We start from the raw sequence: 16,143 nt of genomic DNA, 5'->3' as shown, positions 1-16,143 counted from the left end.
CCTCCAAAAAAGGGGGGCGCGCGCCCTGCGTCAGCTCGTGCGGCCCTTGGCGTCGAAGCGCTTCATGCGGTCCAGCACCGAGTCGGCGGTGGGGTTGCGCAGCTCGTCCACGATCTGGCCGTCGGCGAGGAAGACCACCCGATCGGAGTAGGACGCGGCGACCGGGTCATGGGTCACCATCACGATCGTCTGGCCGAGTTCACGCACCGAGTTGCGGAGGAAGCCCAGGACCTCGGCGCCGGAGCGGGAGTCCAGGTTGCCGGTCGGCTCGTCGGCGAAGATGATCTCCGGCTGGCCGGCCAGGGCGCGGGCCACCGCCACACGCTGCTGCTGACCACCCGACAGCTGGTTGGGGCGGTGCTTGAGCCGCCCGGCGAGACCGACCGTGGCCACGACCTGGTCCAGCCACGCCTGGTCGGCCTTACGGCCCGCGATGTCCATCGGGAGGGTGATGTTCTCCAGCGCGTTCAGCGTCGGAAGCAGGTTGAACGCCTGGAAGATGAAGCCGATCTTGTCGCGGCGCAGCTGGGTGAGCTTCTTGTCCTTGAGCGTGGTCAGCTCGACCTCGCCGATCCGGGCCGAGCCGCTGGAGATGATGTCCAGACCCGCCATGCAGTGCATCAGCGTCGACTTGCCGGAGCCGGAGGGGCCCATGATCGCGGTGAACTCCGCCTGGCGGAACTCGACGGACACCGAGTCCAGGGCGATGACCTGGGTCTCACCCTCGCCGTAGACCTTGCTCAGGTCCGTGGCGCGGGCGGCCGCCGCGGCGGAGTGGGCGGTGGTTTTTACGCCGAGGGGCATGGTGGTCACGGTGAATGGCTCCTGTCGTGCTCTGCGGGAGTGGGCGGGACGTCACTTCATCATTCCGGTTGTGAGGGGGGACGGGATCACCCCGTGCTCCGGTTCTGCGGGGGGTCTCGCGATGTAGATGACGGGGACGGAGTCCTCCTTGAGGAGGAGAGGACACCCCGGACGGGGCGTCGAGATTGCGTCAATCCCCAGTTAACGGGGGTTCAGGGCATATCGGCAGGTCCAATGGCCGTCGGCATCTTCGGGTACCCCGCCCCGCTGCTGATGCACCCTCAGTTGCCAATAAAATAAGACAACCTCGGTCCGCGGATTCACTGTGCGGGGGCATGTCCCCGGATAGGCTCGTGCTGCTCTCTTTCAGGGGAGGGCCGTGCGCGCTCCGTACGGCCCAGGGGGAACCGCTGCCCGGATGGTGGAATGCAGACACGGCGAGCTTAAACCTCGCTGCCCCTCGCGGGCGTACCGGTTCAAGTCCGGTTCCGGGCACCTTCAGATCCGGTGGGCGCACTCAGCGTGTGTGGACGGTCGCCCAAAGTGCGTGCGCGGGGCCCGCGGGGGCCTCGCGCGGCTTCCCCGCGCGTGAAAAGATCCTCCTTGGGCACTAGGGTGCTTTCTTTGCTTACCTATTACTCTTGAGTCAAGGTCGCGCCCGGCGGCCATGGAGGAGTGAGATGAGGAGCAGCAACCCGGTCTTCTCGCGACGGGGGTTCAGCCGCAGCGGCGGCTACGCCGGTTTCGGCGCGGCGCCGCAGGCCGGGAGTCCCGCCGCCGGTCAGGCCAACCCGTACGCCGGTGGTAACCCGTACGCGCAGACGCAGGCGCCTACGAATCCCTACGCGGCGGGCGACCAGCAGAATCTGACCCCCGACCAGCTTCAGCAGATGTACGGCGCGCCGCCGGCGGGCCCGCTTCAGACCGGCCGGATGACGATGGACGACGTCGTCATGCGCACCGGGATGACCCTCGGCACCGTCATCGTCGCCGCCGCGGTCGCGTGGATCGTGCAGCTTCCGGTGGGCGTGGGCTTCGGCGCCGCGCTGGTGGCGATGGTGCTCGGCCTCGTCCAGTCGTTCAAGCGCACGGCCTCGCCTGCGCTGATCATGGGTTACGCCCTCTTCGAGGGTCTCTTCCTCGGCGTCATCAGCCAGGTCTACAACGACCGCTGGTCCGGCATCCCTATGCAGGCCGTGCTCGGCACGATGGCGGTGTTCGTCGGTGTGCTCGTCGCGTACAAGACCCGCCTCATCCGGGTGAACGCGCGATTCCAGCGCTTCGTGCTCGCCGCCGCCATCGGCTTCATCCTGCTGATGGCGGTCAACCTGCTGTTCGCCGCCCTCGGCGGTGGGGACGGCCTCGGCTTCCGCAGCGGTGGCCTCGGCATCGTCTTCGGCCTCGTCGGTGTCGTGCTCGGCGCGGCGTTCCTGGCGATGGACTTCAAGCAGGTCGAGGACGGCGTCCGGTACGGCGCTCCGCGCGAGGAGTCCTGGCTGGCGGCCTTCGGGCTGACGCTCTCGCTGGTGTGGATCTACCTGGAGCTGCTCCGGCTGATCTCGATCTTCAGGGACTAGCGCCGGGGGCGGGGGCCTGTGGTCCTCGCCCGCACCACCGGCTCACACCTGGAAGGGCCCGCGGAGGTGATCTCCTCCGCGGGCCCTTCTGTCTGTGCGGCTTAAGCCGCCCCCTTGGGTGGGTCTGGCATACACGCTTCTGCCTCCGGGCAGCGGCTACCGCAGCTTGCGTGCCGCACGCCTCAAGTCGTGTTCATGGATGATGGCTTTCGCATGGCCGTAGGCGAGCTGGTGCTCGCCGCGCAGCCAGCTGACCTTCTCCTCGAAGCGGAAGAAAGCGGGGCCCTCGTCGACGGTGCGCAGCCAGTCGGCGACTTCACGGCCTGTGCACTGGGGGATACGGGAGAGTAGGTTCCGGTGAGTCTCGTCGGAGAAGATTTGGGACATCGGCGCCTCCGGACGCTTCCATGCCGGACCCGGGTCCATGGCCCGGGTTTCCTTCAGCTCACCGTGCCTGAGTGTTCGCCCGTTGGCAACAGTCCCTCAGTGGCGCATACGCTCGGGGCGTGGATGATGTGACCCCCCTCAGCACCGCCGTCGACCGGCTCGCCGACCGGCTGCGCGCCCTTCCGCAGTCCCGGCTGCGCGCGGGCGCCGCGGCCGAAGGACTGGCACTGGCGAGGGAATTGTCGCTGCGCGCACAGCGTCTGGAGGAGCCGGACACCCCGCCGCGGATCATGCCGGACGCGGGGCTGTTCGTGGTCGCCGACCAGGTCGCGGTGGCCGGACACGACTTGGTGCACGCGCTGGAGCGTGCGCCGGGCGGCGCCGGAAGCGGACGGACGGCGCACGGGGTCGCCGAGGCGGTGGCGCTCGTGGAGGAGGCGGCCGGGCGCTGTGGGGTCTGAGGGCGCCGGTGTGGGGGCCGCGGGGTCGGCCGTACGGTTCTCGTCGTTCCGTGGGGACGGCTTGGCGCCGACCGTTTCGGTTACGCCCGTTTCGTGCTCGGTTCGGCTCGCCGCTTCGCGCTCGGTTCGTGCTCGCCGGTTCGTACTCGGTTCGTGCTCGCCGGTTCGTGCTCGCCGGTTCGCGCCGGGGCTTACAGCGAGGCGATGACGCGGTCGGCCAGGACGTACACAGTCTCCTCGCCGCAGCCGAACGTGAGCGCATACGCACCGGAGACGCCCGAGCCGCCGAGCAGCACCGGGGTGGTGCCCTCGCGCAGGGCGTCCGCCAGCCGCTCCGCCGTCTCCCGGTGGCCCGGGGTCATGCAGATCGTGGTTCCGTCGGCGAAGACATAGACATCGAGGGTGCCGAGGGGCCCGGGGCGCACATCGGCGAGCGGGGTGCGGGCCTCGGCCAGCTCGGTGAGCCGGGTCACCGTACGGTCGTGGTCGGCGACGGGTGACGGCGGGGTGAAGTCGGGGTGCGAGGGATGGCGCCGGCGGGCCGCCGCGAGTTCTGCCGACTCCCTGGGCTCGGCCGCGGGCTCCGCCCCGGCGCCCAGCTCGAGCTCCATCTCGGCCTCGACCTCGGGCTCCTGGTCCCCTGCGGGGTCCAAAGCCTCGGGGCCCAGCGCGTCCAGGCCGAGCAGCGGTTCGAGCCCGGCCAGATCGGCCTGGCGGGGCACGAAGAGCTGCGCGTCCTGCGCGGAGTCCTCGCCGAAGCCGCCCGGCCCGCCCAGCAGCGAATGGGCGTCGGCCGCCCCGGCGGAATCCCTGGCCTCCTGCGCGGCCCAGAACGCCCGCGCCTCGGCCAGCTCGCGCTCCCGCTCCTCGGCGAGCGCGTCGGCGACCGCCGCGCGTATCTCGGCGGCCGGGGTGGCGGCGCGGGGCGCGGGCACCGTGGCACCGCCCTCCTCGCCCCCTCCGCCCGTCAGGGCACCGGCGGCGACGGTGGCCGCGAGCTCGGCGCGCAGCTCACTGATCTGCCGGCGCACACCGCGCGCGGTGTGCAGGGCGGCCGCCCCTACGGCCGTGGCGGCTGCCGCGGCCAGGAGGAGGGCAAGGGTCGTGGGGCTCACTGACGTACTCCCGGTTGGCTTCTGATCCCCCGAATTCCTACCTCAGCTTGAGGCTTATCGCCTCTCGACGTCAGTACATACCATCACCAAACGGGCGGAACTCGATACCGGAGGGGCCTTTGGTCACCGGTGCTGAGCTGGGCAGACGGCTCTCCCCCAGGACCTTTGTCACATCCTGGGGGAGATTCGGTCACGGCCCGGCTCAGCTCAGCCGCTCGATGACCATGGCCATGCCCTGGCCGCCGCCGACGCACATGGTCTCCAGGCCGAACTGCTTGTCGTGGAACTGAAGCGAATTGATCAGCGTGCCGGTGATCCGGGCGCCGGTCATGCCGAAGGGGTGGCCCACGGCGATCGCGCCGCCGTTGACATTGAGCCGGTCCAGGTCGATGCCCAGATCGCGGTAGGACGGGATGACCTGCGCGGCGAACGCCTCGTTGATCTCCACCAGGTCGATGTCGCCGATCGACATCCCGGCGCGGGCCAGCGCCTGCTTGGACGCCTCGACCGGTCCGTAGCCCATGATCTCGGGGGAGAGGCCGGTGACGCCGGTGGACACGATCCGGGCCAGCGGGGTCACGCCCAGCTCCCGCGCCTTGGTGTCGGACATGATCACCAGCGCCGCGGCGCCGTCGTTGAGCGGGCAGCAGTTGCCCGCGGTGATCCGGCCGTCGGGGCGGAAGACCGGCTTCAGGCCCTGCACCGCCTCCAGGGTGGTGCCCGCGCGGGGGCCGTCGTCCTTACTGACGACCGTGCCGTCCGGGGTGGTCACCGGGGTGATCTCACGCTCCCAGAAGCCCTTCTCGATGGCCTGCTCGGCGAGGTTCTGGGACCGCACGCCGAACTCGTCCATCTCCTCGCGGGTGACCCCCTTGAGCCGGGCCAGGTTCTCCGCCGTCTGGCCCATCGCGATGTACGGGTCGGGGACCAGGTCGTCCTCGCGCGGGTCGTGCCAGTCGGAGCCCCCGTGCTCGGCGCGCTCGGCCGTACGGGCCTCGGCGTCCGCGAACAGCGGGTTGTGGGTGTCCGGCAGCCCGTCCGAGGTGCCCTTCTTCGACCGCGAGACCATCTCGACGCCCGCCGAGATGAAGACGTCGCCCTCGCCCGCCTTGATGGCGTGCAGCGCCATCCGGGAGGTCTGGAGGGAGGAGGAACAGTAGCGGGTGATCGTGCAGCCGGGGAGGTGGTCCATCCCCATCTGCACGGCCACGATCCGCCCCAGGTTGTGTCCCTGCTCACCGCCGGGCAGACCGCAGCCGAGCATCAGGTCGTCGATCTCGCGCGGATCGAGCTCGGGGACCTTGGCGAGCGCGGCCTGGATGATCTCGGCGGTCAGGTCGTCCGGCCGCAGATCCTTGAGCGAACCCTTGAAGGCGCGGCCGATGGGCGAACGGGCGGCAGACACGATCACTGCTTCGGGCATCACGGCTCCAAGGGGGCGCGGGTGAGGGCTGGACTCTGAGGGAAGCTACCCGCACGTATCGACGGGGTCACGGGGTGCGGGCTGTGACGCGGAACTCTTTTTTCCAAGCGTACGCTCAGCGATCCGGCTCACCCGCCCCGGGGGCGGGAAGCGTCGGACTGGGCCCTGGGCGGAGCGCCGCCCTGAGCTCTGGTCGGGGGCACCGGGCCGGGCGCCGGGCGGAGCGCCGACCCGAGCCCCGGGCGGGGCTATGCCGGCCTCAGCCCTGGCGAGGGAGCGCCGCTCCGGGCCCCTGCCGGGGAACCGTCGGTCTCGGCCCTGGCTGCGGGAGCGCTGCCCCGAGCCCCGGGTGGGGGGACGTCGGCCTTGGTCCTGGCTGAGGGAGCGCCGCTCCGGGCCTCGGGCGGGGTTACGTCAGCCTCAGCCCCGGCGGGGGAGCGCCGTGCTTCGAGTCCCGGGCGAGCGGCCGGCGTCAGGGCCCCCGGCGGGTGGCCGGGGTCAGGGGCCTCGCACAGGCCCCGGTCGGGGGTCAGCAGCCGGGCGGGGGTGGGGAGGACGGGGACGGGGTGTCGGTGGGGGCGCCGGCGGTCGCCGGCTCCTTCGTGGGCGGCCGGCGGCGCCGCAGCAGCCGGGCCCAGGGGCCGCGGGCCCCGGTGACCTCGGTGCCGCCCTCGGCGGCCGCCTCGGCCGCCGCCGTGGCGACCGGCAGGATGCCCGCGTCGAGCATCTCCGGGGCCTCCTCGGGCCACAGGCCCAGCGAGTCGCACAGGGTCGGCAGAACGGCCATCGCGGCCGTGGCGTACCCCTCCGCCGAGGGGTGGTAGTTGTCCGGGCCGAACAGCTCGCGCGGATTGGCCGCGAACTCCGGGCCGAGCAGATCGCCCAGCGAGACCGTGCGCCCGCCCTGCTCCACCACGCCGATGGTCTGCGCGGCGGCCAGCTGTCGGCTCAGCCGCCGCGCGATCCAGCGCAGCGGCTGATAGACAGGCTCGATCGTGCCGAGGTCGGGACAGGTGCCCACCACCACTTCGCAGCCGCTCTCGCACAGCCTGCGCACCGCGTCCGACAGCAGCCGCACCGAGGTGGCGGGCGGCATCCGGCGGGTGACGTCATTGGCGCCGATCATGATCACGCATACGTCGGGGAGCAGCTCCGGGTCCTCCAGCACCAGCGTGACCTGGCGCTCCAGATCGCTGGACTGCGCCCCCGGCAGTGCCACGTTCCGCAGGTCCACCGGGCGCTCGGCGACCGCCGCGAGCCCCGAGGCGAGCAGTGCGCCCGGTGTCTGACTGGGGCGGTGGACGCCCTGTCCGGCGGCGGTGGAGTCGCCGAGAAAGGCCAGCCGCAGTGGTGGCTGGCCGGTTCTGCGGGCGAAGGCGAAGCCATATCGGCCGTCCGCGCGCGGCGGCGGATCGTCCGATCCGCCCACGACCCGCTTCGCATGGGACACCTCGGTGAGCAGCAGCACGGCGGTCACCCCGCCCAGCAGCCCGATCCCGCCGCCCCCGTACGCCGCCGCGGCCGCGATCCGCCGCGCCACCCTCGCCCTCGACATCGACATGGCTCCAGGCCACCTCCGTCCGCACGCGCACGCGCCTCTTTCTCCTTTGTACGCCTTGCTAACAACTTGTTGCCCCGCGCAGGCTTCGTCCCAACGCACCGGTCGGAGGGCGGGAGCGCGCAATAAGCTGACAGCACGGGCCCGCCACGGCGACCGCCCCGACGCGGAGATCCCGCGGAACCGGACCAGGAGCAGGCGTGCAGTACTACGAATCGATGATTGAGCTGGTCGGCAACACCCCGCTGGTGAAGCTCAACACCGTGACCGAGGGCATCCGGGCGACCGTCCTGGCCAAGGTCGAATACTTCAACCCCGGTGGCTCGGTGAAGGACCGGATCGCGGTCCGCATGATCGAGGCCGCCGAGCGCTCCGGGGAGCTCGAGCCGGGCGGCACCATCGTCGAGCCGACATCCGGCAACACCGGAGTGGGCCTCGCCATGGTCGCCCAGCGCAAGGGCTACAAGTGCGTCTTCGTCTGCCCGGACAAGGTGTCCACGGACAAGATCAATGTGCTGCGGGCCTACGGGGCCGAGGTCGTGGTCTGCCCCACCGCCGTGGATCCCGAGCACCCCGACTCGTACTACAACGTCTCCGACCGGCTGGTCCGCGAGACGCCGGGCGCCTGGAAGCCCGACCAGTACAGCAACCCGAACAACCCGCTCTCCCACTACGAGTCCACCGGCCCCGAGCTGTGGGAGCAGACCGAGGGGAAGATCACCCACTTCGTCGCGGGCGTCGGCACCGGCGGCACGATCTCCGGCACCGGCCGCTATCTGAAGGAGGCCAGCGAGGGCCGGGTCCAGGTGATCGGCGCCGACCCCGAGGGCTCGGTCTACTCCGGCGGCTCCGGCCGCCCGTATCTGATCGAGGGCGTCGGTGAGGACTTCTGGCCGACCGCGTACGACCAGACCGTCGCGGACGAGATCGTCGCGGTCTCCGACAAGGACGCCTTCCAGATGACCCGGCGGCTGGCCAAGGAGGAGGGGCTGCTGGTCGGCGGCTCCTGCGGAATGGCGGTCGTGGCCGCGCTGAAGGTCGCCGAGCGGCTCGGCCCGGACGATGTCGTGGTCGTCCTGCTGCCGGACAGCGGCCGCGGCTATCTGTCCAAGATCTTCAACGATGAGTGGATGGCCGACTACGGCTTCCTGGAGGAGGACGGCCCCTCGGTGCGGGTCGGCGATGTCCTCCAGGGCAAGGAGGGCGGGCTGCCCTCGCTGGTCCATATGCACCCGGACGAGACGGTGGGCGAGGCCATCGACGTGCTGCGGGAGTACGGCGTCTCGCAGATGCCGATCGTCAAGCCGGGCGCCGGGCACCCCGATGTGATGGCCGCCGAGGTCATCGGCTCGGTGGTGGAACGCGAGCTGCTGGACGCCCTGTTCGCCCGGCGCGCGGAGCTGACCGACCCGCTGGAGAAGCACATGAGCCCGCCGCTGCCGCACGTCGGCTCCGGTGAGCCGGTCGAGGACCTGATGGCGGTGCTGGGCGCGGCGGACGCGGCGATCGTGCTGGTGGAGGGGAAGCCGAAGGGTGTGGTGAGCCGGCAGGACCTGCTGGCGTACCTGGCCAACGGCGCGAAGTGACGGCCCGTGCGGCGGGGCCTGTGCGGCGGGGCCCGTAAGGCGGTCAACTGCCCCTCGGGGCACGCCTTCCGGTGCTTCGGGCAAGTGGTACGCACGTGTCACGCGCGCGCAGCACGGGGTTAACACAGCTCCGGCAGATTAGAGGGCGTCGGAAGGACGACACCGACACCCGAGATGAGGCGACAGGACCTCCGGAGCGGCTCCCGGACCTCCATGGTCGCCTGGACGCGGAAGCCCGGCCCTGACCCGGCCCGCGTCCCACGCGGGGACCGCCGTCGTCCCGCCCTCGGTGCGAAGCACCGGGGTGCGGCGGTCCCCGCGCAGCTCTACCCCCTTTTTTTACGGCCTCGGTACCTGGACGCCGCTCTCCTCCTCCTTACGGCCTCGGCGCAGCCAGGAGAAGCCCCCCATGGCGTGGACCGCGTTGACGCCGAAGATTCCGGCCCAGGTGATCAGCAGACCGGGCAGGCCCTCGTTCACCACGCCGATCGCCGACAGCGGGATGGCCAGGACCAGGGAGACCCCCACGAAGGCGAAGCGTTCGCCGACGCCCAGCCCATGGGACTGGTCCGGCTGGGTACCTGTGGCGTACGGGCGGGCGCCGCGTGCCGTCGCCATCTGCTGCTCGGCGAGTTGGCGGCGGACGTGGCGGTCCGCCGTATCGTTGAAGCGCTGTTCGACCTTCTCCATGAAGGAGTCGACCAGCTCGGACTCGTATTCCGCGCCCAGTTCCTTACGGGTCTGGAGGGCGGCGTCGAGTTCCTTTTTCAGATCTGGGTCACGGGCGTCCATGCTTAATGACGGTACGGTCGCGGGGACGCTTTGTCGGTAGGGCTAGCCCCCGAAATCAGCCCCCCGTAAGACGAGCGGGCGACGAGGCACGCCTGGCCCGCTGTGGAAGGAGTCAGTTCCGTGACCGCACCTCTCCTCACGTCCCTCGCCGCGTCCGACGGCGACCGCCCCGACGCACTGAGCGTCGGCGGCCGCGCCCTCTCGCGCGAGGAACTGCTCGGTGCCGCGGGCGCGGTGGCGGCCCGTATCGCCGGTGCGCCGGTCGTCGCGGTCCGGGCGACCCCGACGCCGGAGACGGTGGTCGCGGTGGTCGGCGCGCTGCTGGCCGGGGTGCCGGTGGTGCCCGTACCGCCGGACTCCGGCCCGGCCGAACGCGACCACATACTGCGGGACTCGGGCGCCACCCTGCTGCTCACCGGGGAGGCCGTCCAGGCTGCGATCGAGACGGTCCCGGTGGACCCGGCCGAGCGGGCGGCGTGGACGAAGCCGGAGCCGGACCCGGAGTCCACGGCGTTCATCCTCTACACCTCGGGGACCACGGGGGCGCCCAAGGGCGCGCTGATCTCCCGCCGGGCGGTGGCCGCCGATCTGGACGGGCTCGCCGCGGCCTGGGCCTGGACCGCGGAGGACACCCTGGTCCACGGGCTGCCGCTGTTCCATGTGCACGGGCTGGTGCTCGGCGTGCTGGGCCCGCTGCGGGTGGGCAGCCGGCTGGTGCACACCGGCAAGCCGACCCCGGTGGCGTACGCGGCGGCGGGCGGCAGCCTCTACTTCGGCGTGCCCACCGTCTGGAACCGGGTCGCGCGGGACCCGGACTCCGCCCGCACCCTGGCCTCCGCCCGGCTGCTGGTCTCCGGCAGCGCCCCGCTGCCCGCCCCCGTCTTCCGCGATCTGGAGCGGCTCACCGGCCAGCGCCCCATCGAGCGCTACGGCATGACCGAAACCCTCATCACCATCAGCACCCGGGCCGACGGTGAGCGCCGCCCCGGCTATGTCGGCACCCCGCTGTCGGGCATCAGCACCCGGATCGCCGCCGAGGAGGGCGCCGAGATCGGCGAGCTCCAGCTGACCGGCCCGACCCTCTTCGACGGCTATCTGAACCGGCCCGAGGCCACGGCCGGTTCATACACCGAGGACGGCTGGTTCCGGACCGGCGACATAGCCGCCATCGACCCGGACGGCTTCCACCGCATCGTGGGCCGCGCCTCCACCGACATGATCAAGTCCGGTGGCTACCGCATCGGCGCGGGCGAGGTCGAGAACGCCCTGCTGGACCATCCGGCCGTCCGCGAGGCCGCCGTCGTCGGCGCCCCGCACGAGGACCTGGGCCAGGAGATCGTCGCGTACGTCGTGGCCGACGGCATCGGCGAACAGGAGCTGATCGACTTCGTAGCCTCGCAGCTCTCCGTCCACAAGCGGCCCCGCAAGGTCCGATTCCTGGAGGCGCTGCCCCGCAACGCCATGGGCAAGCCCCAGAAAAAGCTGCTGCCCCCGGCCTGAGGGGCCCGGCCCGCGGGCGCAACGGCGACTCTGATGACACGGGGTGTGCCAGGTCACTACACTGAGCAATCTCGGTTCTGAGATTTCTCATCGGAGGTCACAGTGACTCGCACATGGGAAGCCGACCCCTCCGCCTCATTCGCGCGCCGATTAGGAAAATCGGCGCGCGAACTTGGGAACACTGGCGGACGCGACGGATGCCCCGACATCTGGCAGCTCGACAACGGCGATATCGCGGTCATCGGCCGTGATCTCACAGACGACTACCGAGCGAAGCTCCCCGAGGATGCCAGCATCGCACCGGACGAGCGCCTCGTCGTCATTCCGTGCAACACCCTGAGCGCCGCGAAACCGGATATCCCCGATGCTCGGACTTGACGGCCCCCGCCTCGACTCCGCCCGGGGCGACTCGCTCCCCCTCGATGCCTACCGACACGACTTCCGTGAGCGGCAGTGGACGATCGACGGGCAGGATTCCTGGAAGCTGGAGCGTCAACAGCGCTTCAGGGAGCCGGGTTTCGCCAGTTGGGAGGCGTTCGCCCGAGGTGACTGGGACGAGGCCCTGCGTCTCATCGAGGAGGAGCGCGACTATCTGCGGGAATTCTCGCAGCAGGTCGAAAGCCACCGGATCACCCTTTTCCGGGTGCGGGTGGTGGAAGAGCCGATCGCCCCGTATCTGCAATGGGAGTTGCATCTGCTGCGGCTGCGTGCGGAATGCGGGGAGAAGATCCGGGTGGTCGGCCCGGAACAGATCGCCGACCTGGAGAGGCTCGAACCACTGCCAGAGCTTCTGACGCTGGGTGACCACACGACGTATCGGATCCGCTACACGGATGAGGGGATTCTCGACGGCGCGGTGCGGTTCATGGACGACGCCACCACCGCACGCTGCCGTGAACTGACCAGAGACCTCTACGACGCCGGTGAGGATCTGGCGCCGTATTTCGCCCGGGCAGTGGCACCTTTACCGCCACCACATGCGGAGTAGCTGATCAACGAGGACCATGGGACGCATTCCGAGCTGTCGGGGTCCGCAGGCGACGTGGTGCAGGCCCGGGACATCAGCGGAGGCATCCACTTCCACGGCGACAGCCGCCCCGACAGCCCGAAGCCCCGGCAACTGCCCGGGGACATCCGGGGGTTCGTCAACCGGGGTGAGGAACTGGGGCGGCTCGACGCCTTGCTGGCCGACGGCGAAGGCGAGACCGGCGGCTTGGGCGAAGCCCTCGCCGTCTCGGTCTGCGTCCTCGCCGGGACCGCGGGCGTCGGCAAGACCTCCCTGGCGCTGCGCTGGGCACACCGCACGCTGGCCCGCTTCCCGGATGGCCAGCTGTATGTGAATCTGCGCGGCTACGACCCGGGCGCACCGATCACCCCACAGGAGGCGCTGCACCGGTTCCTGTCGACCCTGGGCGTACCGGCGGGGGCGATACCGGCGGACCCGGAGGCGGGCGCGGCGCTCTACCGGTCGCTGCTGGCCGGGCGCAGGATGCTGGTCATCCTGGACAACGCGGCCACCGTGGGCCAGGTCCGGCCGCTGCTTCCGGGCACCGCCGGATCTCTGGCCCTCGTGACCAGCCGGAGCCGGCTGTCGGGCCTGGCTGTCCGCGATGGGGCGCATACGCTCACCCTGGGCACTCTGGATGAGCCCGAGGCCGTCGCGCTGCTGAGCGCCGTCACCGCCGCCTACCGGCCCCAGGACAACCGGGACCAGCTGGTTGAGCTGGCGCGGCTGTGCGCCCGCCTTCCACTGGCCCTGCGCATCGCCGCGGAACGGGCCGCCAGCCGTCCGCGGATGGGACTGGACGACCTGATAAGAGACCTTCGCGACGAGTCAGTCCTGTGGGAGGCCCTGAGCGTGGGAGACGACGAGGAAGCCGAGGCGGTGCGTACCGTGTTCGCCTGGTCCTACCGGGCGCTGCCCACTGATGCGGCGCGTCTCTTCCGGCTGCTCGGGCTGCATCCGGGCGCCGAGTTCGGGGCCGCGGCCGCCGGCGTTCTGGACGGGGGCGTCGGCATCGGCCGCGTACGGCATCTGCTGGACGTGCTGGTCGGCGCCCATCTGCTGGAGCAGACCGCGCCCGACCGCTATGAGTTCCACGATCTGCTGCGCGCCTACGCGGCCGACCAGGTGCGGCAGGAGGAGTCCCCGGAGAGCCGCGAGGCGGCGCTGCGCCGGGTGCTGGTCTGGTACCTGCACTCCGCGGACGCGGCCCAGACCTGGATCAACTCGCAGGAGGCTCATATCCCGCTCGACCCGCCAGGCGATGACCTCACCCCCGCGTCCTTCGCGGACTATGAGGAGGCCATGCGGTGGTACGAGGCGGAGCGCGGCAATCTGCTGGCCGCCACCCGTGCCGCCGAGGAGGCGGGTCTCGATGTGATCGCCTGGCAGCTGCCGGCGGTGCTGCGGAGCGTGCACATGCTCCTGAACCCGTTCGAGGAGTGGCTCGCCATGAGCCGTATCGGACTGAGGGCCGCGCGTCGCCTCGGCGACCGGACGGCGGAAGCCGAACTGCTGGAGAGCCTCGGGATGGCCTGCACGCAGTCCCATCGCCTGTCCGAGGGTGCCGAGTACCACCAGGGCGCCTTGGCCGCCCGTCGGGAGACCGGCGACCGGCTCGGGGAGGCGCTGTCGCTGAACGACATCGGGCTGATCCATTTGCGCGGACGCCGACTGGAGGAGGCGAAGGACCAGTTCGAGCAGGCCGCGGCACGCTTCCAGGAGCTGGGCGCCGCCCAGTGGCAGGCCGTCGTGACGTCGAATCTCGCCGAGGTGACGTATGAGCTGGCGCGGACCGAGGAGGCTTCCGGCTTCGTTGAGCGGGCCCTGGCAATGCACCGTGAGCTGGGCAACCAGGGCGGTGAGGGCAACGCGCTGCGCATCCTGAGCGCCGTGCAGCGGGATCGCGGGCAGGCGGAGGAGGCGCTGCGGTCCGCGGAGGCCGCGCTGGACATCGCCCGCACCCACCGCAACCACATGTGGGAGGGGTACTGGCTGTTGGAACTGGGCCGGGCACAGCGGGCCAACGGTGAACTCGACGCCGCGCTGGTCTCGTTCCAACGGGCCGCCTCGCTCCAGCGCCGCCTCGGCGACCAGGCGCGGGAGGCGCGGGCGTGGCACGGCGCCGGGGAGACGTACCGGCGACTCGGGCGTCCCGGAGAGGCGGCCGACTTCCACCGCCGCGCCGCGGCGGTCCACCGGGAGTTGGACGACCTGTGGCACGCGGCCCTCGCCCTCGACGGTCTCGCCGGTGCGTTGCGCGAGGCAGATGAGGGGGACGGGACGGGCGCGGCCGAGGAGGCACGGCGACACTGGGCCGAGGCCCTGAGGGCGCTCGCCTCGTACGACGACCCCCGGGCGGTCACACTGCGCGAACGCGTCTCCGCCGCCCTCGCGCAATAGGGCCATCAGCATGTGAACGGCTGGGTGTGACAACGCCTTTGTGGGTCCCGCTCACCCGGGTCCTGCTCGCCCGGGTCCTGCTCGCCCGGGCTCGGTGGCGTACGGGCGGTCCTCTGGTGGTTGTGGGGTGAGGATCATGTGGGTCGGGACATGGGCGGTGTCGTTGTGGGCCAGGAGCCAGTAGACGGCGGCGGGGACGGTCAGGCCGACCAGCCAGGAGATGTCCGCGCCGCCCAGCGGGGTGACGAAGGGGCCGGTGTAGAAGGCGGTGGACAGGAAGGGGAGTTGGGCGAGGACGCCGAGGGCGTAGGTGGACAGCGCCTTCCAGCGCCAGGCGCCGTAGCGGCCGTCCGGGTCGCTGAGGGCGGGGATGTCGTAGCGCTCCTTGGCGATGGCGTAGTAGTCGACGAGGTTGATCGCGCTCCATGGGGTGAAGAAGGTCAGCAGGAACAGCAGGAAGTCCTTGAAGGAGGACAGGAAGCTGTCCTTGCCCAGCAGTGCGACCGCCGTGCCCGCGACCATGATTCCGGCAATATAGGCGGCCCGGCCGCGCGGGGAGAGGGTCGCGCGGCCGCGGAAGCCGCTGACGCTGGTCACCATCGACATGAAGCCGCCGTAGGTGTTGAGCACGTTGATCGTCAGTTTGCCGAGGGCGATGACGAAGTAGAGCAGTGAGGTGATCAGGGCCGCGCCGCCGCCGAGGCCGACGATGTAGGAGACCTCGTGGCCGACGAAGGCGTGGCCCGCCGCCGCGGCCGCGAGGGCGCCGAAGGTCATGGACCACTGGGAGCCGAGGACGGTTCCGGCGAGGGTCCAGGAGAAGGTGGCCCTGGCGGAGGTGGTGCGCGGCAGATAGCGGGAGTAGTCGGCGACGTACGGGCCGAAGGCGAGCTGCCAGGAGGCGGACAGCGACACCGCGAGGAGGAAGAGCGGGAAGTCGAAGGTCCGGTCGTGGAGCAGGATGGCCAGGTCGGTGCGGTCCAGCAGCCGGATGCCCAGGTAGACGAAGGCCAGGGCGCAGATCACGCCCGCGATCCGGCCCAGGGTGTGGATCAGGCGGTAGCCGACGGCGGCCGCCACGGCGGTGACGAGGGCGAAGAGGATGATCCCGGTGGTGTCGCCGAGATGGGTGAGCTCGCCGACCGCCTGTCCCGCCAGCACGCTGCCGCTGGCGAAGAAGCCCACGTACATAACGATGACCAGCAGCAGTGGGACGATCGCGCCCCGGACCCCGAACTGGGCCCGGGAGGAGATCATCTGGGGCAGGCCGAGCCGTGGTCCCTGGGCGGAGTGGAGCGCCATGACGGAACCGCCGAGCAGGTTGCCGATCAGCAGGGCGATGATCGCCCAGAAGGCGCCCGCGCCGAAGACGACGGCCAGGGCGCCGGTCACCACGGCGGTGATCTGGAGGTTGGCGCCGAGCCACAGGGTGAACTGGCTGAAGGCGGTGCCATGGCGCTCCGCGTCCGGGACGACGTCGATCGAACGCTTTTCGACCAGGGAGTCCAGTGGGTCCGGGGAGTCGGGCATATGT

General features: G+C 71.0%; 14 protein-coding genes and 1 tRNA gene. 8 read left to right on the top strand and 7 right to left on the bottom strand.

Annotated elements, in window-relative coordinates:
* Positions 1 to 30: 30 nt before the first annotated feature.
* On the bottom strand, positions 31 to 804 hold the full coding sequence (locus tag NQU54_RS29030) for an ABC transporter ATP-binding protein (RefSeq protein ID WP_306279172.1): 774 nt from the start codon (positions 802 to 804) through the stop codon (positions 31 to 33).
* Positions 805 to 1,216: 412 nt separating this feature from the next.
* Between NQU54_RS29030 and NQU54_RS29025 the strand changes: the two genes are divergently transcribed.
* Positions 1,217 to 1,299 (top strand) — tRNA-Leu (locus NQU54_RS29025).
* A 185-nt stretch (positions 1,300 to 1,484) separates the two neighbouring features.
* Positions 1,485 to 2,381 carry a Bax inhibitor-1/YccA family protein gene (locus NQU54_RS29020; protein WP_257633644.1) on the top strand — a complete coding sequence of 299 codons (897 nt, stop codon included), beginning with the start codon at positions 1,485 to 1,487 and terminating at the stop codon, positions 2,379 to 2,381.
* A gap of 156 nt (positions 2,382 to 2,537) precedes the next feature.
* Here the strand turns inward: NQU54_RS29020 and NQU54_RS29015 are convergent, their stop codons facing one another.
* Complete coding sequence (locus NQU54_RS29015; RefSeq protein ID WP_069873484.1) at positions 2,538 to 2,768, bottom strand: DUF4287 domain-containing protein; 231 nt, start codon at positions 2,766 to 2,768, stop codon at positions 2,538 to 2,540.
* 119 nt (positions 2,769 to 2,887) lie between these two features.
* Here NQU54_RS29015 and NQU54_RS29010 point away from each other — a divergent pair, with 119 nt between their 5' ends.
* Positions 2,888 to 3,229: a hypothetical protein gene (locus NQU54_RS29010; protein WP_069873398.1), complete on the top strand. Its 342-nt coding sequence runs from the start codon at positions 2,888 to 2,890 to the stop codon at positions 3,227 to 3,229.
* A gap of 191 nt (positions 3,230 to 3,420) precedes the next feature.
* Here the strand turns inward: NQU54_RS29010 and NQU54_RS29005 are convergent, their stop codons facing one another.
* The 3 genes from NQU54_RS29005 to NQU54_RS28990 form a co-directional block, all read right to left on the bottom strand.
* A complete protein-coding gene (locus NQU54_RS29005) occupies positions 3,421 to 4,344 on the bottom strand; it encodes a hypothetical protein (RefSeq protein ID WP_257633643.1) in 924 nt (307 codons plus the stop codon).
* 202 nt (positions 4,345 to 4,546) lie between these two features.
* Positions 4,547 to 5,767 (bottom strand): acetyl-CoA C-acetyltransferase, encoded by a 1,221-nt coding sequence (locus tag NQU54_RS29000; RefSeq protein WP_069873394.1) that lies wholly within the window; start codon positions 5,765 to 5,767, stop codon positions 4,547 to 4,549.
* A gap of 529 nt (positions 5,768 to 6,296) precedes the next feature.
* The gene (locus NQU54_RS28990; RefSeq protein WP_257633642.1) at positions 6,297 to 7,328 is read right to left on the bottom strand and encodes an SGNH/GDSL hydrolase family protein; all 1,032 of its coding nucleotides are present in this window, start codon (positions 7,326 to 7,328) and stop codon (positions 6,297 to 6,299) included.
* A gap of 197 nt (positions 7,329 to 7,525) precedes the next feature.
* Here NQU54_RS28990 and NQU54_RS28985 point away from each other — a divergent pair, with 197 nt between their 5' ends.
* Complete coding sequence (locus NQU54_RS28985) at positions 7,526 to 8,911, top strand: cystathionine beta-synthase (protein ID WP_099014007.1); 1,386 nt, start codon at positions 7,526 to 7,528, stop codon at positions 8,909 to 8,911.
* A gap of 339 nt (positions 8,912 to 9,250) precedes the next feature.
* On the opposite strand, the gene NQU54_RS28980 is transcribed toward NQU54_RS28985, so the two are convergent.
* Positions 9,251 to 9,703: a hypothetical protein gene (locus NQU54_RS28980; protein WP_257633641.1), complete on the bottom strand. Its 453-nt coding sequence runs from the start codon at positions 9,701 to 9,703 to the stop codon at positions 9,251 to 9,253.
* A 120-nt stretch (positions 9,704 to 9,823) separates the two neighbouring features.
* On the opposite strand from NQU54_RS28980, the gene NQU54_RS28975 reads away from it, so the two are divergent.
* The 4 genes from NQU54_RS28975 (at position 9,824) to NQU54_RS28960 (ending at position 14,609) form a co-directional block, all read left to right on the top strand.
* Positions 9,824 to 11,203 (top strand): acyl-CoA synthetase, encoded by a 1,380-nt coding sequence (locus NQU54_RS28975; protein ID WP_257633640.1) that lies wholly within the window; start codon positions 9,824 to 9,826, stop codon positions 11,201 to 11,203.
* A gap of 102 nt (positions 11,204 to 11,305) precedes the next feature.
* Positions 11,306 to 11,581, top strand: coding sequence for a hypothetical protein (locus tag NQU54_RS28970; protein WP_079257908.1), 276 nt, complete (start codon positions 11,306 to 11,308; stop codon positions 11,579 to 11,581).
* Positions 11,568 to 12,191 (top strand): DUF6879 family protein, encoded by a 624-nt coding sequence (locus NQU54_RS28965; protein WP_257633639.1) that lies wholly within the window; start codon positions 11,568 to 11,570, stop codon positions 12,189 to 12,191. The genes NQU54_RS28970 and NQU54_RS28965 overlap by 14 nt, the downstream gene beginning before the upstream one ends.
* A gap of 54 nt (positions 12,192 to 12,245) precedes the next feature.
* Positions 12,246 to 14,609, top strand: coding sequence for an ATP-binding protein (locus NQU54_RS28960; RefSeq protein ID WP_257633638.1), 2,364 nt, complete (start codon positions 12,246 to 12,248; stop codon positions 14,607 to 14,609).
* Positions 14,610 to 14,660: 51 nt separating this feature from the next.
* Here NQU54_RS28960 and NQU54_RS28955 read toward each other — a convergent pair whose 3' ends face one another.
* Positions 14,661 to 16,139 carry a purine-cytosine permease family protein gene (locus NQU54_RS28955; protein ID WP_257633637.1) on the bottom strand — a complete coding sequence of 493 codons (1,479 nt, stop codon included), beginning with the start codon at positions 16,137 to 16,139 and terminating at the stop codon, positions 14,661 to 14,663.
* Between the last annotated feature and the right edge of the window lie 4 nt (positions 16,140 to 16,143).

Source organism: Streptomyces malaysiensis subsp. samsunensis (genome assembly GCF_024519315.1).
In the GTDB taxonomy this organism is placed as follows: Bacteria; Actinomycetota; Actinomycetes; order Streptomycetales; family Streptomycetaceae; genus Streptomyces; species Streptomyces malaysiensis.
This window is presented reverse-complemented; position numbering and strand designations above follow the sequence as displayed.